At 49.1% G+C, this 24163-nt stretch carries 23 protein-coding genes; 12 read left to right on the top strand and 11 right to left on the bottom strand.

Annotated elements, in window-relative coordinates:
• The first annotated feature begins 88 nt into the window (after positions 1-88).
• The 3 genes from sucC to ACJHXB_RS13690 all read left to right on the top strand — a co-directional run bounded on the left by sucC (position 89) and on the right by ACJHXB_RS13690 (position 3695).
• A complete protein-coding gene (gene sucC, locus ACJHXB_RS13700; RefSeq protein ID WP_001048602.1) occupies positions 89-1255 on the top strand; it encodes an ADP-forming succinate--CoA ligase subunit beta in 1167 nt (388 codons plus the stop codon).
• The gene (gene sucD / locus ACJHXB_RS13695) at positions 1255-2124 is read left to right on the top strand and encodes a succinate--CoA ligase subunit alpha (RefSeq protein ID WP_000025458.1); all 870 of its coding nucleotides are present in this window, start codon (positions 1255-1257) and stop codon (positions 2122-2124) included. Before sucC ends, sucD begins: the two co-directional genes overlap by 1 nt.
• Positions 2125-2789: 665 nt before the next feature.
• On the top strand, positions 2790-3695 hold the full coding sequence (locus ACJHXB_RS13690) for a LysR substrate-binding domain-containing protein (RefSeq protein WP_001214260.1): 906 nt from the start codon (positions 2790-2792) through the stop codon (positions 3693-3695).
• A 33-nt stretch (positions 3696-3728) separates the two neighbouring features.
• Here ACJHXB_RS13690 and cobO read toward each other — a convergent pair whose 3' ends face one another.
• The 11 genes from cobO to ACJHXB_RS13635 all read right to left on the bottom strand — a co-directional run bounded on the left by cobO (position 3729) and on the right by ACJHXB_RS13635 (position 15767).
• Positions 3729-4331, bottom strand: coding sequence for a cob(I)yrinic acid a,c-diamide adenosyltransferase (cobO, locus tag ACJHXB_RS13685; protein ID WP_000388207.1), 603 nt, complete (start codon positions 4329-4331; stop codon positions 3729-3731).
• Positions 4332-4340: 9 nt separating this feature from the next.
• A complete protein-coding gene (locus ACJHXB_RS13680; protein ID WP_000042493.1) occupies positions 4341-5993 on the bottom strand; it encodes a class I fumarate hydratase in 1653 nt (550 codons plus the stop codon).
• Between the two features lie 107 nt (positions 5994-6100).
• On the bottom strand, positions 6101-7381 hold the full coding sequence (locus tag ACJHXB_RS13675) for a dicarboxylate/amino acid:cation symporter (protein ID WP_000724196.1): 1281 nt from the start codon (positions 7379-7381) through the stop codon (positions 6101-6103).
• Between the two features lie 160 nt (positions 7382-7541).
• On the bottom strand, positions 7542-7859 hold the full coding sequence (locus ACJHXB_RS13670; protein ID WP_000813947.1) for a DUF4387 domain-containing protein: 318 nt from the start codon (positions 7857-7859) through the stop codon (positions 7542-7544).
• Positions 7856-9226, bottom strand: a complete 1371-nt coding sequence (locus tag ACJHXB_RS13665; protein ID WP_410233505.1) for an acyclic terpene utilization AtuA family protein — start codon at positions 9224-9226, stop codon at positions 7856-7858. Before ACJHXB_RS13665 ends, ACJHXB_RS13670 begins: the two co-directional genes overlap by 4 nt.
• 3 nt (positions 9227-9229) lie before the next feature.
• Positions 9230-10471 (bottom strand): methylaspartate ammonia-lyase, encoded by a 1242-nt coding sequence (locus ACJHXB_RS13660; RefSeq protein ID WP_410233504.1) that lies wholly within the window; start codon positions 10469-10471, stop codon positions 9230-9232.
• On the bottom strand, positions 10471-11916 hold the full coding sequence (locus tag ACJHXB_RS13655; RefSeq protein WP_000423321.1) for a methylaspartate mutase subunit E: 1446 nt from the start codon (positions 11914-11916) through the stop codon (positions 10471-10473). Before ACJHXB_RS13655 ends, ACJHXB_RS13660 begins: the two co-directional genes overlap by 1 nt.
• Before the next feature lie 18 nt (positions 11917-11934).
• Positions 11935-13323, bottom strand: a complete 1389-nt coding sequence (gene glmL, locus ACJHXB_RS13650; RefSeq protein ID WP_001167709.1) for a methylaspartate mutase accessory protein GlmL — start codon at positions 13321-13323, stop codon at positions 11935-11937.
• The gene (gene glmS, locus ACJHXB_RS13645) at positions 13323-13772 is read right to left on the bottom strand and encodes a methylaspartate mutase subunit S (RefSeq protein WP_000710393.1); all 450 of its coding nucleotides are present in this window, start codon (positions 13770-13772) and stop codon (positions 13323-13325) included. The genes glmL and glmS overlap by 1 nt, the downstream gene beginning before the upstream one ends.
• A 547-nt stretch (positions 13773-14319) precedes the next feature.
• Complete coding sequence (locus ACJHXB_RS13640; RefSeq protein ID WP_000613113.1) at positions 14320-14742, bottom strand: hypothetical protein; 423 nt, start codon at positions 14740-14742, stop codon at positions 14320-14322.
• 80 nt (positions 14743-14822) lie between these two features.
• A complete protein-coding gene (locus ACJHXB_RS13635) occupies positions 14823-15767 on the bottom strand; it encodes a hypothetical protein (RefSeq protein ID WP_001599571.1) in 945 nt (314 codons plus the stop codon).
• Positions 15768-16572: 805 nt separating this feature from the next.
• Between ACJHXB_RS13635 and cydA the strand changes: the two genes are divergently transcribed.
• The 9 genes from cydA (at position 16573) to tolB (ending at position 24147) form a co-directional block, all read left to right on the top strand.
• Positions 16573-18141, top strand: coding sequence for a cytochrome ubiquinol oxidase subunit I (gene cydA / locus ACJHXB_RS13630; RefSeq protein ID WP_000884361.1), 1569 nt, complete (start codon positions 16573-16575; stop codon positions 18139-18141).
• A 15-nt stretch (positions 18142-18156) separates the two neighbouring features.
• Complete coding sequence (cydB, locus tag ACJHXB_RS13625; RefSeq protein WP_000568275.1) at positions 18157-19296, top strand: cytochrome d ubiquinol oxidase subunit II; 1140 nt, start codon at positions 18157-18159, stop codon at positions 19294-19296.
• A 14-nt stretch (positions 19297-19310) separates the two neighbouring features.
• Entirely contained in the window at positions 19311-19424 is a 114-nt protein-coding gene (gene cydX / locus ACJHXB_RS13620) for a cytochrome bd-I oxidase subunit CydX (RefSeq protein ID WP_000270282.1), read from the top strand.
• A complete protein-coding gene (gene ybgE / locus ACJHXB_RS13615; protein ID WP_000034602.1) occupies positions 19424-19717 on the top strand; it encodes a cyd operon protein YbgE in 294 nt (97 codons plus the stop codon). Before cydX ends, ybgE begins: the two co-directional genes overlap by 1 nt.
• A gap of 149 nt (positions 19718-19866) precedes the next feature.
• Positions 19867-20271 (top strand): tol-pal system-associated acyl-CoA thioesterase, encoded by a 405-nt coding sequence (gene ybgC / locus ACJHXB_RS13610; protein WP_001098379.1) that lies wholly within the window; start codon positions 19867-19869, stop codon positions 20269-20271.
• Positions 20268-20960 carry a Tol-Pal system protein TolQ gene (tolQ, locus tag ACJHXB_RS13605; RefSeq protein ID WP_000131314.1) on the top strand — a complete coding sequence of 231 codons (693 nt, stop codon included), beginning with the start codon at positions 20268-20270 and terminating at the stop codon, positions 20958-20960. Before ybgC ends, tolQ begins: the two co-directional genes overlap by 4 nt.
• Before the next feature lie 3 nt (positions 20961-20963).
• Entirely contained in the window at positions 20964-21392 is a 429-nt protein-coding gene (tolR, locus tag ACJHXB_RS13600; RefSeq protein ID WP_000090097.1) for a colicin uptake protein TolR, read from the top strand.
• Between the two features lie 64 nt (positions 21393-21456).
• Positions 21457-22722: a cell envelope integrity protein TolA gene (gene tolA / locus ACJHXB_RS13595; RefSeq protein WP_000030637.1), complete on the top strand. Its 1266-nt coding sequence runs from the start codon at positions 21457-21459 to the stop codon at positions 22720-22722.
• A 132-nt stretch (positions 22723-22854) separates the two neighbouring features.
• Entirely contained in the window at positions 22855-24147 is a 1293-nt protein-coding gene (tolB, locus tag ACJHXB_RS13590) for a Tol-Pal system beta propeller repeat protein TolB (protein WP_001469076.1), read from the top strand.
• The last annotated feature ends 16 nt before the right edge of the window (positions 24148-24163 follow it).

Genomic DNA, 24163 nt, shown 5'->3' with positions numbered 1-24163 from the left:
TAAGTTTCACCTGCACTGTAGACCGACGTGGATAGGGTGTCGGTCTACGGTTTAAAAGATAACGATTACTGAAGGATGGACAGAACACATGAACTTACATGAATATCAGGCAAAACAACTTTTTGCCCGCTATGGCTTACCAGCACCGGTGGGTTATGCCTGTACTACTCCGCGCGAAGCAGAAGAAGCCGCTTCAAAAATCGGTGCCGGTCCGTGGGTAGTGAAATGTCAGGTTCACGCTGGTGGCCGCGGTAAAGCGGGCGGTGTGAAAGTTGTAAACAGCAAAGAAGACATCCGTGCTTTTGCAGAAAACTGGCTGGGCAAGCGTCTGGTAACGTATCAAACAGATGCCAATGGCCAACCGGTTAACCAGATTCTGGTTGAAGCAGCGACCGATATCGCTAAAGAGCTGTATCTCGGTGCCGTTGTTGACCGTAGTTCCCGTCGTGTGGTCTTTATGGCCTCCACCGAAGGCGGCGTGGAAATCGAAAAAGTGGCGGAAGAAACTCCGCACCTGATCCACAAAGTTGCGCTTGATCCGCTGACTGGCCCGATGCCGTATCAGGGACGCGAGCTGGCGTTCAAACTGGGTCTGGAAGGTAAACTGGTTCAGCAGTTCACCAAAATCTTCATGGGCCTGGCGACCATTTTCCTGGAGCGCGACCTGGCGCTGATCGAAATCAACCCGCTGGTCATCACCAAACAGGGCGATCTGATTTGCCTCGACGGCAAACTGGGCGCTGATGGCAACGCACTGTTCCGCCAGCCTGATCTGCGCGAAATGCGTGACCAGTCGCAGGAAGATCCACGTGAAGCACAGGCTGCACAGTGGGAACTGAACTACGTTGCGCTGGACGGTAACATCGGTTGTATGGTTAACGGCGCAGGTCTGGCGATGGGTACGATGGACATCGTTAAACTGCACGGCGGCGAACCAGCTAACTTCCTTGACGTTGGCGGCGGCGCAACCAAAGAACGTGTAACCGAAGCGTTCAAAATCATCCTCTCTGACGACAAAGTGAAAGCCGTTCTGGTTAACATCTTCGGCGGTATCGTTCGTTGCGACCTGATCGCTGACGGTATCATCGGCGCGGTAGCGGAAGTGGGTGTTAACGTACCGGTCGTGGTACGTCTGGAAGGTAACAACGCCGAACTCGGCGCGAAGAAACTGGCTGACAGCGGCCTGAATATTATTGCAGCAAAAGGTCTGACGGATGCAGCTCAGCAGGTTGTTGCCGCAGTGGAGGGGAAATAATGTCCATTTTAATTGATAAAAACACCAAGGTTATCTGCCAGGGCTTTACCGGTAGCCAGGGGACTTTCCACTCTGAACAAGCCATTGCATACGGCACTAAAATGGTTGGCGGTGTAACCCCAGGTAAAGGCGGCACCACCCACCTCGGCCTGCCGGTGTTCAACACCGTGCGTGAAGCTGTTGCTGCTACTGGCGCTACCGCTTCTGTTATCTACGTACCAGCACCGTTCTGCAAAGACTCCATTCTGGAAGCTATCGATGCAGGCATCAAACTGATTATCACCATCACTGAAGGCATCCCGACGCTGGATATGCTGACCGTGAAGGTGAAACTGGATGAAGCGGGCGTTCGCATGATCGGCCCGAACTGCCCAGGCGTTATCACTCCGGGTGAATGCAAAATCGGTATCCAGCCTGGTCACATTCACAAACCGGGTAAAGTGGGTATCGTTTCCCGTTCCGGTACACTGACCTATGAAGCGGTGAAACAGACCACGGATTACGGTTTCGGTCAGTCGACCTGTGTTGGTATCGGCGGCGACCCGATCCCTGGCTCTAACTTTATCGACATCCTCGAAATGTTCGAAAAAGATCCGCAGACCGAAGCGATCGTGATGATCGGTGAGATCGGCGGTAGCGCTGAAGAAGAAGCGGCTGCGTACATCAAAGAGCACGTTACCAAGCCTGTTGTGGGTTACATCGCTGGTGTGACTGCGCCGAAAGGCAAACGTATGGGCCACGCGGGTGCCATCATTGCTGGTGGGAAAGGGACTGCGGATGAGAAATTCGCTGCTCTGGAAGCCGCAGGCGTGAAAACCGTTCGCAGCCTGGCGGATATCGGTGAAGCACTGAAAACTGTTCTGAAATAAATATCTGTAATAAGAAATAGCCCTCGCCGCTTCCCTCTACAGGAATGGCGAAGGGTTGTCGGTTTCGACATGGTTGGCCATCGTATGATGGCCTTTTTTATGCCTTAAATGTTAACCACGGTCGAAATCTGACCGCTGGCTTGACTGCATGACCACAGCCACTGTGGATTGCCGCAACCGACCGCAAGCCACGAATAAGAACGACGGCGAATTTCGAATCGTTACCTGATGCACTGGCTTCCCAGCGTTTGACCGTAGCGTTAAGTAAATCAACAAAAGCGATGTTCACCGCTTATCGTCAAGTCGTGCCATTTGTCAGCCAGGATCGGGTCTTTACCCCGGATATTGCAGCATCGCAAAAATTCTTAGAGGGATATGCTATAAATCAAAAATAAAATCTTTGTTGATTGTTTATCATAATATCCACAGATATGATAAATGATATCAATTTAATAATTTTCACTTAATGTGATTCCGGATAATTCGAAAGGCGCTGTGCTTTTCGGATTATTATTATCTGATTAAGATATTTGTCACGCCAGGCTTACTGGGTTATAAATGTCAATCATGATTCTTATAAATTATTTATTGCTGCTTTGGTTACCATTACTTCGTAATAAGTAATGTATTTTTGATGGTTTAAACTATTTTTAAGGGACGGCATTATGCGAGGAAAAATACCTAAAACGGAGCTGCTGGTGACTTTTGAGGTCGTCGCACGTCATGAAAGTTATACCAGAGCGGCAGAGGAGTTAGCGTTAACCCAAAGTGCAGTATTCAGACAAGTGAGTGCGCTGGAGGAATTTTTACATACTCCGTTATTTTCACACTCTAAAAAACGTATTTTTCTTAATGATGCAGGGAAGTATTACCTGGGGATAGTAAAAGAAACATTAAATAAGCTGGAACGCGATACCAATACCATTATGACCTGGCAGCCTACGGTTCAGGTTATTGAACTTGCCGTGAATCCTACGTTTAGTACCCACTGGTTAATCCCAAATTTACATGAATTCACAAAGTTACATCCCGATATTATTGTTAATATTCATTCTTTAGCTAATAACGGCGATTTTCTTAATCGGGAGTACGATGCTGTCATTATGCGCGAAAATTTTTGCGCGCCCTGGGCGGAAGTAGAATATCTCTTTGAAGAGGAGATTTTGCCGGTATGCAGCGGCAGTTTGCTTGCAATGTCCGATCAAAAACTGTCAGTGGCAGAACTGCTTACAGAGTTACCACTTCTGCATCAAAGTACCCGTATTACTGGCTGGGAAGAGTGGTTTGCCTTATCTGGCGTTAGCAGTCCGCTGGTCAACAACGGACCACGTTTCGATTTGCTTTCAATGCTGATTGCCGCCGTGCGCTCGAATCTCGGCGTGGCGCTGTTACCTCGTTTCGCTATTCAACATGATTTGGATAGTGGCGATATGGTGATCCCCTGTGATGTGCCTATTCGTACCGGTAATCGTTTTATTATGACGTGGCAGGAAGAGAAGTCTGACTCACCGCACTTGCAGCAATTTCGTGAATGGTTGCTGGCGAAATCGGTCGTACCGCAGGAGATGTAAAACCTGCGCCTGGCGGGATGCCAGACGCAGTTATTACCAGTCGATACCCGGCTGGGCCTGAATGCCGTTATCAAAAGCATGTTTGACGGGGCGGATTTCGCTTACCGTATCCGCCATTTTTAATATCTGACTGTGGCAACCGCGTCCGGTGACAATGACACTTTGTTGTGCCGGGCGGTTTTGCAGAGAAGCGATCACTTCTTCGGTGTCCAGATAATGGTAAGCCAGCATATAGGTCAGCTCATCAAGCACCACTAAGTCGTAACGCTTGTCAGCCAGCATCCGTTTGCTTTCCGACCAGACCTCTTTCGCCGCGTCGATATCCGCTTGCCGGTTCTGTGTCTCCCAGGTAAAACCGGTTCCCATAATATGAAACTCAACCCCCAGCGGCTGGAGAAGGTTGTATTCACCGTTGTCCCATTGCCCCTTGATGTACTGCGCAACCCCCACCGTTTTGCCATGACCCACCGCGCGCGTCACAGTACCAAACGCGGCAGTGGATTTCCCTTTGCCGTTGCCGGTGAAAACAATCAAGATCCCTTTTTTCTCTATCGCCGCCGCGACGCGCGTATCGACCTGTTCCTTCAATTTCTGCTGGCGCTGCACATGCCGTTCAGTTGAAATTCGCGCTTCCATTCATTTTCCTTAATGTCCCGCAGGGCAACTGGCGCAGCGGTGTTGCTGCTCAAACTGACTAAAGAAATTATTGCCTTTATCATCTACCAGGATGAATGCGGGTAAATTTTCCACTTCCATCATCCACACCGCTTCCATACCCAGCTCCGGGTATTCCAGGCAACGCAGACTTTTGACATATTCTTGCGCCAGTAACGCAGCTGCACCGCCAATACTTCCCAGATTGAAGCCGCCATGTTTGTGACAGGCATCGGTGACCTGCTGGCTGCGGTTACCTTTCGATAACATCACCAGACTGCCGCCAGCCGCCTGGAAGGTATCGACATAACCGTCCATTCGTCCACCCGTGGTTGGACCCAGTGAACCGCAGGCCATGTTCTCCGGTGTTTTCGCCGGGCCAGCGTAATAGACAATATGATGCTTCAGGTAATCCGGCATCGATTCGCCGCTATCCAGCCGCGCTTTTATTTTGGCATGGGCGATATCGCGCGCCACTACGATGGGACCACTTAACGACACGCGGGTGCCTACCGGTAATCTGGCGAGATCCTGCATCACGTCACGCAACGGACGGTTTAGATCCAGCTGTACATGTTGCGCGTGATTTTCTTCCCGCAGTGAGGCTGGAATATATTGCCCCGGATTGTGTTCGAGTTTTTCCAGCCAGATACCGTGTTTGTTAATTTTTGCTTTGATATTGCGATCGGCAGAACAGGAGAGCGCCATAGCTATCGGGCAAGAGCCACCGTGACGCGGCAGACGAATGACGCGAATATCATGAGCGAAATATTTACCCCCAAATTGCGCACCAATACCAAATTGCTGACTGGCGTTGAGCAACGCTTTTTCCAACTCAATATCACGGAATGCTTGTCCCTGCTCGTTTCCGCTGGTGGGCAAATTGTCGTAATATTTCGTTGAGGCCAGCTTGGCAACTTTTAAGGTTTGATCGGCTGAAAGCCCTCCGACGACAAAGGCGATGTGATAAGGCGGGCAGGCAGCGGTGCCCAGCGATTTCATTTTTTCGATTAAAAATGCGGTCAGTTTTTCTGGTTGCAATAGGGATTTTGTTTCCTGATAAAGCGCGGCTTTATTGGCAGAGCCCCCCCCTTTATTAATACAGAGAAAATGGTACTCATCACCAGCGACGGCGCTGATATCAATCTGCGCCGGTAGATTGGTTTGCGTATTGACTTCGGTATACATATCCAGTGGCGCATTTTGTGAAAAGCGCAGATTATTTTCCTGAAAAGTGGTGTAAATGCCTTTGCTTAAGGCTTCGGCGTCGTTACCTCCGGTCCATATCTGTTGCCCTTTACTGGCAACAATAGTTGCGGTGCCGGTATCCTGACAGTTGGGTAATACCCCTTTTGCTGAGACTTCAGCATTACGTAATAACTGCAACGCAACGTATTTATCATTACTGCTGGCCTGCGGATCGTTAAGAATGCTGGCGACCTGTTGCAAATGAGCGGAACGTAAGAAAAAAGAGGCTTCATAAAATGCCTGCCGGGCAAGCAGCGTTAATGCTTCAGGAGCGATTTTTATCACTTCTTCGCCGTCTAATTCCGTTACTGTAATATGTTGATCGCTAATTAATGTATATTCTGTACCGTCTTTATTTTGTAGATACGGTTCTTGCCAGATAAATGGTTTGGACATATTTCACTTTTCACCTTAAACGTTAGTGTTACTTAATTGCCGTCTAACTTCATGATCCGGCTTATAAAAATGCGTAGTCATTGGCTTCTGATTGCTTAAGATCCCCCTCAGGGCAGAGCAACGTTCGATTCATTGGGTTTTAATGCTTTACCCCGACAACCCTCGCCGAAATGTTCGCCTTCCCACCGACTCACCAACGCAGCGCCCATTGCGTTGCTCATGACGTTTGTCGCGGAACGCCCCATATCAAGGAACGGATCAACGCCCATCAGCAAGATCAGCCCCGCTTCCGGAATATTGAACTGGTTGAGCGTGGCGGCGATAACCACCATTGAGGCGCGTGGTACGCCAGCCATTCCTTTCGAGGTCAACATCAGGATCAACAGCATGGTGATTTGCTCACCGATGGATAAATGGATATTGCAGGCCTGGGCGATGAAAACTGTGGCGAAGGAGCAGTAGGCCATTGATCCAACGAGATTAAATGAGTAGCCAATGGGTAAGACAAAGCTGGCAATTTTGGGGGAAACGCCAAATTGCTCCAGTTTTTCAAGCGTTCCCGGAAAAGCAGCTTCAGAACTGGATGTGGTAAATGCCAGCAGGGCGGGTTCCGAAAGGGCACGGGTCAGGCGTCTGATGCAGGGGCCGACATAAACGATGGCCAGACCGATAAGCAGCACCCAAAGTAACAACATGGTGAAATAAAATTCACCCATAAAGATCCCGGCGCTCACCATAACTGCCAGTCCTCGTTCAGCAATCAATGCTGAAATAGCGGCGAATACGGTCAGGGGAGCGAAGAGCATGACGTAGCCAGTGAGCTTTAACATGGCATGTGCCAGCGAATCTAAGGCGTGAACGATGGCGCTGCCTTTCTCACCAATCGCCGTCAGGCTACAGCCGAGGAAAATTGAGAACACCACGATTTGCAAAATTTCATTGTGCGCCATGGCATCGACAATGCTGGTGGGGAAAGCATGCGAAATAAATACTTTTAGCGTAAAGGGTTCTGACGCGACCACTCCGGTGGTTTCGGCACCGTGTGCAACAAAATTAATTCCTGTGCCTGGCATGAAGAAATTTACCGTTATCAAGCCTAAGGCAATTGACAGCAATGAGGCGCAAATAAATAAAAAGAGTGTTTTAGAAAAAATACGACCAAGGGCTTTGGCATCGCCCATTTTAGCAATACCTACCACCAGGGTAGAGACCACTAACGGAGCGATAATCATTTTTATCAGTCGTAAGAAAATCGTCGTGAATATCGATATTTCTTGCGCATAGAGTTTTGCTGTTTCCGGTGAAGCAGTGTTATTGATCACTACGCCGATAATCATTCCAAGTACCAGCGCCAAAAGAATCATCGTGGTTAAACTTATTTTCTTCATTTTTTCCTCCATCAGGTGCACGGCGATAAATCAGAATCAGGAGAAGTAGATGCCCGAATAAAAATTCAGGCATCTACCTGCTATTACAACCTTACAAATAGCTGAAGTGTTGAACTGCAATAAGTGACGGGATGTCAGTTGGCTAAAAGTGTTCGGATTTTTACAAATCGAAACTCATATTTAATAAAGGTGCATGTTGCTGTGCACCATAGACATCATTGTCACCTACATTCCCGGAGATAATATCTCGTGGCATGACGATTTTTACTGCGTTAGAAGGATCAAACCAGACAATACGATGAATAAAGTCAGGTTCAACATGATATAAGCGCGCGATCAGTTCTGGGGTTAATTGCCCTGATGATTTAACTCGCTCATAGTTTTCTTTGGTTTTAAATAAAATATCTAAAACCAGTTCGTAAGGTCCGGCATTTTTCGAACGAATGACTTGCGCCAGTGAGACAATTGACTGTTTCATGCCTGAACTCCTTCTGGCGTCACCTGTTCAATATGGAAATCAAAACGCAGAGCGTCGTTGGCTTCAATCAGGTGATATATGGAAAATTCGTATACCGGCCCGCCCTGAATATCAGAAGGGGAGAACGGGAATGCCAGGTTGCCTGCGGTAGCGATGCGGTTTTCATAGCCGTAGTGCAGCATAGTAGAGCGCACCAGCGAGCAAACGCTATTGGCAATATCCTGGGTCGGTGCAACTACATCAAGGACAATCCCCAGCTCATGCCCGGCAGTTTGCATCGGTTCATGGTCGCCCATCACCCCGTTTTTGCCGTACAGGTGGAAATTGATGCGAATGCTGTCATCGTCGAGCGACAGGTTACGCGAAACGCTGGTTTTGACTTCATCGATGATTTTATCGATCCCGGCGATCATGATCGGGTCGCGCGTTCCGGCGATGGTCAGACAGCGGAAGCCCACCCGTCGCGCACCTTCCAGTTTCAGGGCATACGGCGTTTCTTCATGCTTAGAACCGCTGACGTACACTTCGCCGTCATTGACCGCTTTAAATGTGCAGCCTTTCAGGTTCAACACGCCGCCAGGTCCTGGCAGGAAGTAGGGATCGGATTTCTCATACAGTGTGTGTGCAGCTGCTGACGTTTCGGTAAATTTACGCTTCGGATTAAATGTCTTCAGCGTAAAGCCGTTGTTATCAATGATGCCCATCGCACAGTCAGAGCCTGAGCCGGGCGTTGCGGCGATTGCCGCGCATTCAAGGATTTTCCCACAATGCAGCGCCAGACCTTCATCAAAGCCTTGCATGATCGGTAGCGCAGCAAAGCAGGCCGGGTCGTAAGCGCGCCCGCCCAGCACCACTTGCGCGCCTTCTTTCAGCGCCTGCTGGAAGGGTTCGATGCCCATTTGCGCGACGATATACGTACTTTCGTCAATCGCGTCGTGGGTTAACGGCGGGACAAAATCCAGCGCCGTGATTTTGCCGTTATCCAGCGCCTGGTGGACGATGGCTTTGTCAACGTCTGCCGGGATCAGCGCCATCGAGAACGAGAGGTGCTCTTCCCGGGCAATCTCATGAATTATTTCTCGGCACCACTCCAGGTGTGGAGCGGCACCAGAACCGCCGGCCGTTCCGATCACCACCGGTATATTATTTTGCACGCCTGCGGTGATCATATAGCGCAGATCGCGCTTGACCCCTGCGCGATCGGTAAACGGTTTGCCCGCCCCGAGGTAGTGGGGGCCAGGATCGGAAGAGCCAGCATCAACGGCGATCAGATCGGGCGATTCTGCCATCGCTTTGCGGAAGCTCTCCTCCGGGAATCCATACCCGAGGATTGCCGTAGGCGATAAGACTTTAAAAGAACGAGCCATTTGTTAATCCTTAGCCTGCAACAGCGCGATAGTACGATTCATTTCGTTGAAGACGATATCGAGGCCTTCGTCAAAGCCCATCCCTGGCTTTACCAGCATACGCATAGGGCGAGCGGCAAGGGCGATGTGGACACAGGTGCGGGCACTGACATCAGTTTCATTGCAGGTGCCGCCCTGGTACGCTTCCATGCTGTGGCTATTGCAGTAAAGAACCGCATCGACGATGTTGTGAATACTGCCCAGATCCGGGGTTTTGATTTGCACCATGTGACAACTGGCGGCATCAGTAAAATCAACAATATCCTGGTAGGTGTTACACCATTCATCGGCCACAATTTTCACGCCGGAACCGAGGCGCGTCAGCTCTTTGGTAATCGCGGTCAGCAGGCGAATTTGATCGGGCTTGTTACCGGCATCGACCGGACCTTCAATGTAGAGCGGCAGGCCTTGCGCTTCTTTTTCCAGGCTGGCGATGTATTGCGCACAGCGAAGCGGATCCATATCGAAGATCAGACCGATAGTGCCGTATACATCGATGTGCAGGGTAGGGTGGTAGCGTGCGCTGGTGCGCTTGCTCAGAATACGATCCGACAGCCAGCGGACATATTCGCGCAGTTTTTCACCTTTAAAGCCCAGTTTCTCTTCGACGTTATTAATCAGTGCATGGGGCAGCACGTCGATGCCCTTAAGGATCATCTTATCGACGGCGATATATCGATCGTCGCCGCTCTGACCAAATAATGGAATGGATTCCGCCACGCGTGGCAACTGCCATTCATCACAGACCACTTCAGTTTTCAGACGGCCGGTTGCCAGCGCGGTAGCATCAAGCAGCGCCTGTGATAATCCGTAGCGCACGGCGGTATGCAGCAAGTTGCCGTCAATACGCAATTGGTCGAAGAAACGGGCATTCGGCAGGAAAGCATCTACATCGCGGCCTACCAGTAATGGCTTGATATGGTCGTTGAGGAACGGAATAAAGTGCTCTGCGAGGAACAGTGGATCGCGACCACCTGCCCCGGAATACTGTACGGCAGCACAGTCACCTACGGCGACCGCGCCGTTTTCCAGAATCAACTGTACCGATACGCACTCCCCGGCCTGACGTACGGCGTTAAACCCCTGTGTTACTGGCTCCCCGGTATAAAAAAAGCCGTCGTGACCCGCTCCGTTTTTTATCGCCTGCTGGTCATCGAAATAGAATGAGGAGTAGCCAGCGGTGAACAGGGCCTGTTTTATTTTCATTATGGTCTTCCTATTAATTTACTGTGGGATACAGCATTGATGTCATCTACAACCATCTGGAATGTCGGTTGGCGTCCTTCAAAGCGTGCGCGTTCCGCAACGTAATCGTGGTGGAGGTCGAGAATATCTTTTGGCAATGGAACGGCTCCGGCTTCCAGTACGCGTATCGCGCCGGTGTTGTCACGGACCGGAAGAATTTTGCCCGCGTTGCAGGCGGCTGGCGCAAACGGCACATCCAGTACGCCCGCTTCAAATGCCAGCACCGTACCGCGCGCAATATCACCATTACCCAGTTCGAACACTTTATTCAGTACCGCGCGAACCTCGCTCTTAATCAGTTCAATTTCCAGTTCAACCGCAGGGCAAGGCGGGAATTTCTGCTCGTTGACCATGTTGAGCATCTGGCGGGAGGCTTTCAGCCCCTGAATGTTGGCAGCGGCAGTCGGGATGCCCCAGGCTTCGTGCGGACTTTTGGTGATGACTTTGGTGGCACCAGACATCCCCGCGACGGCTGCACCCCAGGAGATAATGGCGAACGCTTTCGATTCGTCTTCCGGAAAGCCGCCCATCCACTGGTGAAACACGGTACTTAATTCATAGTCGGTATAGCCATAGCTCTGAAAGTATTCGTGTGCAAGTTCACGCAGAGACTGGATCGCCGCGACATCCTGCGTCAGGCTGCCGACCTGTCCATAACCAACGGTGATAGATTTCACACCCTGTTCCAGCGCCAGTAATCCTTCGATTATCGCGATAGAGTGCGAGATAAACGGCGGGATCAGCGTACCCGTTAGTGGGCCAAACGGTTCGCGGTTGATGCGGATCCCGTGTTCTTCATACATCCCCATTAAACGATCGCAGTACTGCCAGTCGCGGATCGATTTTTCCAGCGTTACGCGCTTGGCATACGGAATATTGTAGGAAATGCCGCCGCCTTCATAACTGGTAAAGCCGCTGGCCATCGAGATTTCAGCCAGCAGACGCGCATCTGGCGTGCCGTGGCGGATCTGTAGCGGTTTTTGCAAAGTTTCGGTGAGGCGACGGCAAGCTGCGACGCCGTGGTTAACTACCGGTAAACCGTTCAGTTTAGAGGTTCCGGCTTCGATGGATTTTTTAATCCCTACAGCCGCTTCTTCGTACCGATTCAGACGGGTATATGCATCGATGGTGCTCGGCAGCAGATCGCACTCTTCTTGTAGTGTTTTCAGTAGTTCGATGTGTTCGTCCATCAGCGCCACGCCTGCGCGCGGTTGGCTAAGAGTTTTACCTTCCTTGTCTGCTTTCAGCAGGGCAAGAGAGAAGCGTTTATGCTCAGGAATGGTTTGTTGGTATTTAACGCCATCTTCAAAGTTTTCAACATCCTTGCCGGTTTCCCAGGTTTTCAGTACCTGTTGCCGCTCGGTCATGAATTCGTCATGGGTTAATTTCTTATTTCGAAGTTCCATTGATTGCAGCCTTAATTGTTATAGGGTTAAGCATTGAATACTGGTGCGCGCGGCGGCCAGTGGATCGACTCTGGCGACGTTTGCCAGCAGTGGTAATAGCCCCCGGGAATCGCGGTAATATTCAAATTCGGTCGGTAAGAGAATGCGTTTACCGTCGTCGTTTAACTCGCGGTATTTCAACCAGTGATGCATATCGAACTGACTGGCACGCGAGAGCCATCCGCCGGAACCAACGACTTTACGCACGGTTGTCAGGTCACGTCCCATCTGTAAATCGACATTGCCGACGCAGGTGCAGACCTCTTTTTTGGTGCCCGCATGTCTTTCGGTGGCATAACCCACACACAGTCCGGCCAGGACGGTATCGAAATATTTTTCTTCTGCATTCGCGGGTAAGTAGTCGGGATGAGCGACTAGATGGCGGAGGTAATGATAAAAAGCGTCCAGCTGTGCGGGTTGCTGAGCAAAATTCACATTGACTAACTCTTTCGCACTTTCACCAACCACCATTGCCGAGACGCGCATTCCCAGATCGCCTTCCACCGTCCGTTTCACGAAGGGTTCCGGTACGCCGTGTAAAACGGTGTCGGGCGAGAGCGTGTTGGCACAGGCGGAATAGACATCGGTGGTTGCGCCACCCATGTCGATCAGCATGAACTCTTTCCAGCTGTGATCGACGTTACTGATTGCCTTAACCAGTTCAAAGACCGTCCATGGTGTCGGCATTGGTTCTTCGCCTGTTTTATCAACAATGACATCCAACCCTTTCCCTTTAACGATGCGTTTAAGGAATATGTCGCAGATAGCCTGGCGTGCAGCTAAAGGGTTCGGATGGTCAAGATCGGGCAGAACGTTGTCGACGATGGTCAGGTCTTTATGCCCGAGGATCTCCTGCACCTCGTCCTGAATATCCCGGTTTCCGGCATAAATAATGGCGCAGTCGAGTTTGGATTCTGCCAACACACGGGCGTTATTCAGTCCGTAGCTTTCTTCTCCGCCATCGGTGCCGCCGGTGAACAAGAGAATATCGGGCTGCGTTTCTTCCAGTGCCTGGATATCACGGCGGTTCAGCTTGTAGGCGTAATATTGCGCAATTTTAGCACCCGCAGAGTGAGCGGTTACTTTCGCGGTTTCCAGGGTGATAGAAGGCACCAATCCCATTGCGGCAACCGCCAGCCCACCTTTGGCAGAGGAGGAATACTTCAATGCAACCTCACCACTGTTTAACAGGGGGAGGGCATTATCTACGTTTAACACCTGGTCCAGGCTGGAGAAAAACCCCTTCGCCAGATGATGGGTGGTGGTTGGGGTCAGAACGTGGTTAACCAACGTTAACGCGTCCCCCTCCCGGGTGAAGAGGGCTGCTTTGGTCCACGTCGAACCAATATCGACAGAGACGATTTGCATCAGATTGCCTCTTCAAGAATGCGAGTATCAACGTCATGACGTTGGTTGATATCGTGGGCCATCAGCTGACAAACATCTTCTAAGTCATGACTTGGGGAAAAGACGCGATCAAATCCCATCTCTTTGAACTTGGTTTCCACGTCAGCGAAGTCATGTTTTCCGACCACCAGGTTACCGCCCACATAGAGCAGGATGTTACCCAGCCCACGCTCGATGCAGCGTTCGCGCATGCCCAGACAATCGATATCGCCATGCCCATAGATAGAGGAGACGACAATCGCGTCAGCACCAGTTTCAATGGCAGCATCAATATATTCGTCCTGGCTGACCATTACGCCCAGATTAATAACTCTGAAGTCATGGTTGCTAAAAACGCGGTCCAGAACTTTATTGCCTACTGCATGGCAGTCCGCGCCAATAACGCCAATCACAAGTGTTGCTTTCTTCATGGGTAATCCTTTGTAAGACAGAGAGTAAAATAAGTTACACACGTCGTATTTATGGCCGCTCATAACGGCACAGGTTTAATATCACAGGAGTGTCTTTATCTGACCGTAATGTTGCAATTGATCTATTTTCAAAATGTCTTTCGGGAAATGATTGTTTAAAGTGTGTTTTCAAATTCTCATTTTAATTCAGTGTGTTATGTCAACTAATGTCATGAATGTTAAATTTTTAAAATTAACTTGATTTGATGTATTGAGATAATTGTGATCAACTTCTAATTTGCATTTTTGTGACGTGGCTTTAGCCATGAGTAAATACATTTCATAAAAGTTAAGTCGAATTTCACTGCAATTCATCTCTGCTTAATGTAAAAATAATGTTGAAAATAACAAATAATTAATGATTCATGCGAATTATGACCTTTGTTAGCTCTTTTGATTTTTCGTAAAAAAGAAAAGTACATGAAGGTGCTACCAGTACGAGTAACGTTAATCAAAAGTTTTATTACGTCTGGCAATAACGCAGGCCATTTTTCGCGACAGGAGGGATTTAATCAGTATAATCCTCATACAATAGGTCAGGATTTACTGAACCGTTAACGGGGATTTGGTGTTGAAATTTAGAAATGGCGGAGTCAATTAATGAAGACAATATCGGAAAAATGACAGTGTCAGAATTAATTTCAATTAATCCTTCTCGTTGTTGACCAAAAAAGATATTTATCTTGATTTCATTTGTACTACGGCAATCAATATGCAGTAATTTTTGATCGCTGAGATTTTCTGTTTCATAAATGTTTTTGGCGATAGTCGGATGTATTGATGCCAGACATCTGCTCAGATAAGCCAGATCCTTTAGGGAACACCCCGCTGAGTAGAGGATGTCAGAGAATTTTTGTGTGTCAACTGTTGTCTCTGAAGCGTATGTTGCATTGACAGGAAGGGTGTTGAAAGAGATTTGAGATGGGATCATTATTTAAATCTTTCCGTGAGTAATAAAAATTAATCCCCGGGCATTGTTTAGCAATATTTGCCACAGGGAATATATAAAAATTAAAGTATTTGATTGGCATCGGTTAACTGATCAATAACCAGTGCCAGATTGGTAAACATTTTGAAAAAGCGATACTGGCTCGGAATATCTCTTTCAAAGACGAAACATTCAATGTCATTGTTTGAAAAATAAAGGACTAGTGTTGCTGATTCGTCAGGAAAAATATGGAAATATATCTGGTTACCAGAAGGAGGATAGTCCAGATGAAGGGTATCTTTGCCCGTCACATACCTGTTGTGGTCGTGGATGCTGCGCTCACACTTCATCAGAGGTGTCATGATACTCATGTATTCATCTGATGTTAATATATTAAAATCACCATCCATTTTAAAGAAACGATAAAGTAACAGTACATCCTCTTGCGTAACCGGTTCGTTTGTTTTTAGAGGGAAATAAGTGGGAACCAGAAGATGAGGTTCTAATCTATTTTGTTGAGCGCTATAACTAAATTTGAACATAAATTCCGGATCGCTCATTAATTGAGCGACATAATTATGCCTGGCTTCAAAAATTTTAACTTTTATCAGGTTAAATAAGTCTGTTTCGTCATCCTGTATTAAAAGACATTGGCCATAGCAGCCAGGCTTTTTTTCATTATAAGCAGAAACGGTTATTCTGTCAGGAGTGTCAACGTTATATCCAAAAGCCAGATAGTGACCTTCCTCATCGAGATTTGTTTCCAGGTTATTTAAATTCATCACATGAAGTGTTTGCAATGCTGATTCAATGAGCTGTTGACTCTCTGAGGTAAATGTTTCGCGCTGCGTTGTATAAAGTGTATCGATTCCAACGACTATCCGATGTGGGTCAAGGATGGCGGCAATCATCTTTATTACCTGCACAGTCATGGGTGATGTCATTGATTCTTTATCTGTTTTTAGAGGATCATTAGATGGCCAACCTGAGAAGCGATTGACAGCAGAACTGATATTATCAGGACTCATAGCAGCAACCTCATTGTAATCAAGCGAGGCGCTGAGCGTACTCGGCTATAGAAAAACTAACTTGCAAAAATCGCTCATTTTTCATTTATCAGGCGAAAGTGGTCTCTGTTCACTCAGAAACAATCACTCCCGCTAAGTCATACCTGTTTCATCGATACATTTAAGTGATTATTACTAATGAAACAATAACATAACGGGCTTACGGCCGGTGCTCATAAACGCAACAATCAATTAACTTTGATAAAAATATGTTATGTAAAATAGCAACAAATTGGCTAATCTAATCAATTGGTATTATAAAAAGTGGATAAGGCGGTTCTGTTAAATAAAACACTGGTTTTTTATCTATACCTTTTCATTGTAATAATTGTGTTGCATAAATATTTCACAATAAATTAACAATAAAATTACCAATGATCTATGGTTTATACATAATTAACATATTTGGTTGGTTTTGATATAAATCAATTTTTAATTCTTGAAAAAAATCTGCAAAACACGATAAATTGTCGTAGATCAAATTGGTGAGATCGTGACAATTTCGCTATAAATTGATCACTGTCGAAAAATGCAAATTTGCTCAATAAAAACCTGTTTATTGTAAGGATTTTGCGGCGTAATATAATTACGGGATCAATTTGGTTTATTCATTAACATATTTGTAACTTTTTTATCATTGTCTTTTCCTCTTTTGATGAAATGGCAACGATAGAGGCGAGCAAATAATTTTGTATTGGGGCATGCGTGTGACCCTTTCTAACGGGGTTCACTCTCGGAGTCTTCATGCGATGAGCAAGGAGTCATGATGTTAGATATAGTCGAACTGTCGCGCTTACAGTTTGCCTTGACCGCGATGTACCACTTCCTTTTTGTGCCACTGACGCTCGGTATGGCGTTCCTGCTGGCCATTATGGAAACGGTCTACGTCCTTTCCGGCAAACAGATTTATAAAGATATGACCAAGTTCTGGGGCAAGTTGTTTGGTATCAACTTCGCTCTGGGTGTGGCTACCGGTCTGACCATGGAGTTCCAGTTCGGGACTAACTGGTCTTACTATTCCCACTATGTAGGGGATATCTTCGGTGCGCCGCTGGCAATCGAAGGTCTAATGGCCTTCTTCCTCGAATCCACCTTTGTAGGTCTGTTCTTCTTCGGTTGGGATCGTCTGGGTAAAGTTCAGCATATGTGTGTCACCTGGCTGGTGGCGCTCGGTTCAAACCTGTCCGCACTGTGGATTCTGGTTGCGAACGGCTGGATGCAAAACCCAATCGCGTCCGATTTCAACTTTGAAACTATGCGTATGGAGATGGTGAGCTTCTCCGAGCTGGTGCTTAACCCGGTTGCTCAGGTGAAATTCGTTCACACTGTAGCGTCTGGTTATGTGACTGGCGCGATGTTCATCCTCGGTATCAGCGCATGGTATATGCTGAAAGGTCGTGACTTCGCCTTCGCTAAACGCTCCTTTGCTATCGCTGCCAGCTTCGGTATGGCTGCCGTTCTGTCTGTTATTGTTCTGGGTGATGAATCTGGTTACGAAATGGGCGACGTGCAGAAAACCAAACTGGCTGCTATTGAAGCCGAGTGGGAAACGCAACCTGCGCCTGCTGCCTTTACTCTGTTCGGCATTCCTGATCAGGAAGAGGAGACGAACAAATTTGCGATCCAGATCCCTTACGCGCTGGGCATCATTGCAACGCGTTCCGTGGATACTCCAGTTATCGGCCTGAAAGAACTGATGGTGCAGCATGAAGAACGCATTCGTAACGGGATGAAGGCGTACTCTCTGCTCGAGCAACTGCGTTCTGGTTCTACCGACCAGGCGGTTCGTGACCAGTTCAATAGCATGAAGAAAGACCTCGGTTACGGTCTGCTGCTGAAACGCTATACGCCAAACGTGGCTGATGCGACTGAAGCGCAGATTCAACAGGCAACCAAAGACTCCATTCCGCGTGTAGCGCCGCTGTACTTCGCGTTCCGTATCATGGTGGCGTGTGGCTTCCTGCTGCTGGCAATCATCGCGCTCTCTTTCTGGAGTGTCATCCGCAACCGCATTGGCGAGAAAAAATGGCTGCTGCGCGCCGCGCTGTACGGTATTCCGCTGCCGTGGATTGCTGTAGAAGCGGGCTGGTTTGTGGCTGAATATGGCCGCCAACCGTGGGCTATCGGTGAAGTGCTGCCGACAGCTGTGGCGAACTCGTCACTGACCGCAGGTGATCTCATCTTCTCAATGGTGCTGATTTGCGGCCTGTATACCCTGTTCCTGGTGGCAGAATTGTTCTTAATGTTTAAATTTGCACGCCTCGGCCCAAGCAGCCTGAAAACCGGTCGCTATCACTTTGAGCAGTCTTCCACGACTACTCAGCCGGCACGCTAAGACAGGAGTCGTCAAATGATCGATTATGAAGTATTGCGTTTTATCTGGTGGCTGCTGGTTGGCGTTCTGCTGATTGGTTTTGCAGTCACTGACGGTTTCGACATGGGGGTGGGCATGCTCACCCGTTTCCTCGGTCGTAACGACACCGAGCGTCGAATTATGATTAACTCCATTGCACCACACTGGGACGGTAACCAGGTTTGGCTGATCACCGCAGGCGGCGCACTCTTTGCTGCCTGGCCGATGGTCTATGCCGCTGCGTTCTCCGGCTTCTATGTGGCGATGATCCTCGTGCTGGCGTCTTTGTTCTTCCGTCCGGTCGGTTTTGACTACCGCTCCAAGATTGAAGAAACCCGCTGGCGTAACATGTGGGACTGGGGCATCTTCATTGGTAGCTTCGTTCCGCCGCTGGTGATTGGTGTAGCGTTCGGTAACCTGTTGCAGGGCGTACCGTTCAACGTTGATGAATATCTGCGTCTGTACTACACCGGTAACTTCTTCCAGCTGCTTAACCCGTTCGGCCTGCTGGCAGGCGTGGTGAGCGTAGGGATGATCATTACTCAGGGCGCAACCTATCTGCAAATGCGTACCGTGGGCGAACTGCACCTGCGTACCCGTGCAACGGCTCAGGTGGCGGCACTGGTGACACTGGTCTGTTTCGCACTGGCTGGCGTATGGGTGATGTACGGTATCGATGGTTATGTTGTGAAATCAACAATGGATCATTACGCGGCATCTAACCCACTGAATAAAGAAGTGGTTCGTGAAGCTGGCGCATGGCTGGTTAACTTCAACAACACGCCGATTCTGTGGGCTATTCCGGCACTGGGTGTGGTTCTGCCGCTGCTGACCATCCTGACTGCACGTATGGATAAAGCCGCGTGGGCGTTTGTGTTCTCCTCCCTGACGCTGGCCTGCATCATCCTGACAGCCGGTATCGCAATGTTCCCGTTTGTGATGCCGTCCAGCACCATGATGAACGCAAGTCTGACAATGTGGGATGCAACTTCCAGCCAGCTGACACTTAACGTCATGACCTGGGTTGCGGTGGTTCTGGTACCGATCATTCTGCTCTACACTGCCTGGTGTTACTGGAAAATGTTCGGTCGTATCACCAAAGAAGATATTGAACGTAACACCCACTCTCTGTACTAAGTAAGGAGCTAAAAATGTGGTATTTCGCATGGATTCTGGGAACGCTTCTTGCCTGTTCGTTTGGGGTAATCACTGCGCTGGCGCTTGAGCACGTCGAATCAGGCAAAGCCGGTCAAGAAGACATCTGATGAGTAAGATTATCGCAACCTTGTATGCGGTAATGGACAAGCGCCCCCTGCGGGCGCTTTCCTTCGTGATGGCGCTTCTGTTAGCAGGATGTATGTTTTGGGACCCATCTCGTTTTGCCGCGAAGACCAGTGAACTGGAAATCTGGCATGGTTTATTGCTGATGTGGGCCGTCTGTGCTGGTGTGATTCACGGCGTGGGCTTTCGTCCGCAGAAGGTTCTCTGGCAAGGGATTTTTTGCCCATTGCTTGCCGATATTGTTCTCATTGTCGGGCTGATTTTCTTCTTCTTTTAAATCAGAATTCTCTTTAAAAAATTATGGGCCGCTCCAGGCCCATAAATTTTTACGCTCCCTTAACTTGCCCTCATTCCCAAACCTCAATCGCGCGCGTATAGTAGCAGCGTTTAAAAGCTCTAACTTTTGTTGCATTACCGGGATGTAAAGTGAATACAACGCTGTTTCGATGGCCGGTTCGCGTCTACTATGAAGATACCGATGCCGGTGGTGTGGTGTACCACGCCAGTTACGTCGCTTTTTATGAAAGAGCACGCACAGAGATGCTGCGTCATCATCACTTCAGTCAACAGGCGCTGATGGCTGAACGCGTTGCCTTTGTGGTACGTAAAATGACGGTGGAATATTACGCACCTGCGCGGCTCGACGATATGCTCGAAATACAGACTGAAATAACATCAATGCGTGGCACCTTTTTGGTTTTCACGCAACGTATTGTCAACGCCGAGAATACTTTGCTGAATGAAGCAGAGGTTCTGGTTGTTTGCGTTGACCCACTCAAAATGAAGCCTCGTGCGCTTCCCAAGTCTATTGTCGCGGAGTTTAAGCAGTGACTGACATGAATATCCTTGATTTGTTCCTGAAGGCTAGCCTTCTGGTTAAACTTATCATGTTGATTTTGATTGGTTTTTCAATCGCATCCTGGGCCATTATTATCCAGCGGACCCGTATTCTTAACGCAGCGGCGCGCGAAGCCGAAGCGTTTGAAGATAAATTCTGGTCTGGAATCGAACTCTCTCGCCTCTATCAAGAGAGCCAGGGGAAACGGGATAATCTGACTGGTTCGGAACAAATCTTTTACAGCGGGTTCAAAGAGTTTGTGCGCCTGCATCGTGCCAATAGCCATGCGCCGGAAGCCGTAGTGGAAGGGGCGTCGCGTGCTATGCGTATCTCCATGAACCGTGAACTTGAAAATCTGGAAACGCACATTCCGTTCCTCGGTACGGTTGGCTCCATCAGCCCGTATATTGGTCTGTTTGGTACGGTCTGGGGGATCATGCACGCCTTTATCGCCCTCGGGGCGGTAAAACAAGCAACACTGCAAATGGTTGCGCCCGGTATCGCAGAAGCGTTGATTGCGACGGCAATTGGTCTGTTCGCCGCAATTCCGGCGGTAATGGCTTATAACCGTCTCAACCAGCGCGTAAACAAACTGGAACTGAATTACGACAACTTTATGGAAGAGTTTACCGCGATTCTGCACCGCCAGGCGTTTACCGTTAGCGAGAGCAACAAGGGGTAAGCCATGGCCAGAGCGCGTGGACGAGGTCGTCGCGATCTCAAGTCCGAAATCAACATTGTACCGTTGCTGGACGTACTGCTGGTGCTGTTGCTGATCTTTATGGCGACAGCGCCCATCATCACCCAGAGCGTGGAGGTCGATCTGCCAGACGCTACTGAATCACAGGCGGTGAGCAGTAACGATAATCCGCCAGTGATTGTTGAAGTGTCTGGTATTGGTCAGTACACCGTGGTGGTTGAGAAAGATCGCCTGGAGCGTTTACCACCAGAGCAGGTGGTGGCGGAAGTGTCCAGCCGTTTCAAGGCCAACCCGAAAACGGTCTTTCTGATCGGTGGCGCAAAAGATGTGCCTTACGATGAAATAATTAAAGCACTGAACTTGTTACATAGTGCGGGTGTGAAATCGGTTGGTTTAATGACGCAGCCTATCTAAACATCTGCGTTTCCCTTGCTTGAAAGAGAGCGGGTAACAGGCGAACAGTTTTTGGAAACCGAGAGTGTCAAAGGCAACCGAACAAAACGACAAGCTCAAGCGGGCGATAATTATTTCAGCAGTGCTGCATGTCATCTTATTTGCGGCGCTGATCTGGAGTTCGTTCGATGAGAATATAGAAGCTTCAGCCGGAGGCGGCGGTGGTTCATCCATCGACGCTGTCATGGTTGATTCAGGTGCGGTAGTTGAGCAGTACAAACGCATGCAAAGCCAGGAATCAAGCGCGAAGCGTTCTGATGAGCAGCGCAAGATGAAGGAACAGCAGGCTGCTGAAGAACTGCGTGAGAAACAAGCGGCTGAACAGGAACGCCTGAAGCAACTTGAGAAAGAGCGGTTAGCTGCTCAGGAACAGAAAAAGCAGGCTGAAGAAGCCGCAAAACAGGCCGAGTTAAAGCAGAAGCAAGCGGAAGAAGCGGCAGCGAAAGCGGCGGCAGATGCTAAAGCGAAGGCCGAAGCGGATGCTAAAGCTGCGGAAGAAGCTGCGAAGAAAGCGGCTGCAGACGCGAAGAAAAAAGCAGAAGCAGAAGCCGCCAAAGCCGCAGCCGAAGCGCAGAAAAAAGCCGAGGCAGCCGCGGCGGCACTGAAGAAGAAAGCGGAAGCGGCAGAAGCAGCTGCAGCTGAAGCAAGAAAGAAAGCGGCAACTGAAGCTGCTGAAAAAGCCAAGGCAGAAGCTGAGAAGAAAGCGGCTGCTGAAAAGGCTGCAGCTGATAAGAAAGCGGCAGCAGAGAAAGCTGCAGCCGACAAAAAAGCAGCAGAAAAAGCGGCTGCTGAAAAGGCAGCTGCTGATAAGAAAGCAGCGGCAGAAAAAGCCGCCGCAGACAAAAAAGCGGCAGCGGCAAAAGCAGCAGCTGAAAAAGCCGCTGCAGCAAAAGCTGCCGCAGAGGCAGATGATATTTTCGGTGAGCTAAGCTCTGGTAAGAATGCACCGAAAACGGGGGGAGGGGCGAAAGGGAACAATGCTTCGCCAGCCGGGAGTGGTAATACTAAAAACAATGGCGCATCAGGGGCCGATATCAATAACTATGCCGGGCAGATTAAATCTGCTATCGAAAGTAAGTTCTATGACGCATCGTCCTATGCAGGCAAAACCTGTACGCTGCGCATAAAACTGGCACCCGATGGTATGTTACTGGATATCAAACCTGAAGGTGGCGATCCCGCACTTTGTCAGGCTGCGTTGGCAGCAGCTAAACTTGCGAAGATCCCGAAACCACCAAGCCAGGCAGTATATGAAGTGTTCAAAAACGCGCCATTGGACTTCAAACCGTAATCGCGATGTTGACTTTTCCGACGGTCAACATCAGGCACCGGTTGCCACGGGGTTCTGGTAGTTTTGTGTATTTTAGTTTGTTAACATTCTGCTAAATTATCGTGGGCCATCGGTCCAGATAAGGGAGATATGATGAAGCAGGCATTACGAGTAGCATTTGGTTTTCTCATACTGTGGGCATCAGTTCTGCATGCTGAAGTCCGCATTGTGATCGACAGCGGTGTAGATTCCGGTCGTCCTATTGGTGTTGTTCCTTTCCAGTGGGCGGGTCCTGGTGCGGCACCTGAAGATATTGGCGGCATCGTTGCTGCTGACTTGCGTAACAGCGGTAAATTTAATCCGTTAGATCGCGCTCGTCTGCCACAGCAGCCGGGTAGTGCGCAGGAAGTACAACCAGCTGCATGGTCCGCACTGGGCATTGACGCTGTAGTTGTCGGTCAGGTCACTCCGAATCCGGATGGTTCTTACAATGTTGCTTATCAACTTGTTGACACTGGCGGCGCACCGGGTACTGTACTTGCTCAGAACTCGTACAAAGTGAACAAGCAGTGGCTGCGTTATGCTGGTCATACCGCCAGTGATGAAGTGTTTGAAAAACTGACCGGCATTAAAGGTGCGTTCCGTACCCGTATTGCCTACGTTGTTCAGACCAACGGCGGTCAGTTCCCGTATGAACTGCGCGTATCTGACTATGACGGTTACAACCAGTTTGTCGTTCACCGTTCACCGCAGCCGCTGATGTCTCCGGCGTGGTCACCAGACGGTTCTAAACTGGCTTATGTGACCTTCGAAAGCGGTCGTTCCGCGCTGGTCATCCAAACGCTGGCAAATGGCGCTGTACGTCAGGTGGCTTCATTCCCGCGTCACAACGGTGCACCTGCATTCTCGCCAGACGGCAGCAAACTGGCATTCGCCTTGTCGAAAACCGGTAGTCTGAACCTGTACGTAATGGATTTGGCTTCTGGTCAGATCCGCCAGGTGACGGATGGTCGCAGTAACAATACCGAACCGACCTGGTTCCCGGACAGCCAGAACTTGGCATTTACTTCTGACCAGGCCGGTCGTCCACAGGTTTATAAAGTGAATATCAACGGCGGTGCGGCACAACGTATTACCTGGGAAGGTTCGCAGAACCAGGATGCGGATGTCAGCAGCGACGGTAAATTTATGGTAATGGTCAGCTCCAATGGTGGGCAGCAGCACATTGCCAAACAAGATCTGGCAACGGGAGGCGTACAAGTTCTGTCGTCCACGTTCCTGGATGAAACGCCAAGTCTGGCACCTAACGGCACTATGGTAATCTACAGCTCTTCTCAGGGGATGGGATCCGTGCTGAATTTGGTTTCTACAGATGGGCGTTTCAAAGCGCGTCTTCCGGCAACTGATGGACAGGTCAAATTCCCTGCCTGGTCGCCGTATCTGTGATAATAATTAATTGAAT

Origin of the sequence: Escherichia sp. WS3227_2, assembly GCF_046486495.1 — a bacterium.
Lineage (GTDB): Bacteria > Pseudomonadota > Gammaproteobacteria > Enterobacterales > Enterobacteriaceae > Escherichia > Escherichia coli.
This window is presented reverse-complemented; position numbering and strand designations above follow the sequence as displayed.